1 protein-coding gene is annotated in these 1,024 nt (G+C 60.2%); it reads right to left on the bottom strand.

Translation table 11 applies throughout. The features are described 5' to 3' along the window. A partial coding sequence (locus AC097L_RS26405) for an ATP-binding protein (protein WP_479589647.1) occupies positions 1-1,024 on the bottom strand: 1,024 nt, incomplete at both ends.

Here is a 1,024-nt window from a genome sequence, read left to right as displayed (position 1 = left end):
ACACCAGCCGCTCCGGGTGTTCCACCACGTTGATCTTTCCCCCTAACCGATAGTCCTGGTGGGCCACCGCGTTGTGCAAGGCCTCACGCATCACCCATGCGTCGTAGCGTGGCACCGCCGTCGGAAACAAGGTGCCATCGGGCATGTGCTCGATCGTCACATTGCGGATCTGTGCACATACTTTTTCTGTGGCAAGCAGCAAGGGAATGCCAAAGTGCTGTGACGACTCGGTGCGGTTGCCCGCGTCGCGCAATATCCAGCTGATCTTGGCATCCACGGGTGACAAAAAATGTGCGGCTTCGTCACGCCCCAAAAGCAGCAGCGCCGAACGGGTGATCCGTCCCTGCTGGGTAATGCGTGCCTTGTTCAGCAAAGTGGGTACGTCGTAGCCGGCGACCTCCTCGCGAATTTGCGCATGGCGCTCAGTGTTCGACTCACTTTTCAGCAGGTATTCGGTGAAGCGCTTGCGGGCGGCATCCAGTGCCAGCGGGTCCAGGTCGCTCCATCCCGCGCCAGGCACCAGCTCACCCGACCAATCGTCTTTCTGGCCCAACATGGCCCACAAACGGGCCTCTTTGTCCGGGTGTTCTGACAGCTTGGTTTTATGGCTGTCGATGCGGATGTAACGTTGGTTTTGGAACGCAATCGGCGCGCTGCGGGCGGGGTGGATCTCCAGCATCACAACCTGGCCTTGCGGCAGAGTCAGCCCGTGGAACTGAAAATCTGCGCGCGGTGAAGTCATGTGCTGCAACCACATGGTCAGCGACTGGTTGCCCTCCTTACGCAGGAAGGGGTTGAAGGTGGTGCCGTTGATAGCGTGCGAGCCGTCTGCCACGCCCCACACCAGCCAAGCCCGTTCGTGCCCCTGCAACGCCGCCGCGTTTGCCAGCGCAGAAAGATACTGCCCGATATCGGCAGACGCATCTAGGTTGGACTTGAATTCGACCGTACTCCCTTCACGCGGCAAGGCGCACAAACGCGCCAGCATTTCCAGCTGCGCAGAAGAATCCGTCATGGGCAGCAC

Source organism: Rhodoferax sp. RT5P35 (genome assembly GCF_056521385.1).
The sequence above is the reverse complement of the archived record's forward strand: the minus strand, read 5'-3'. Positions and strand labels throughout refer to the sequence as shown.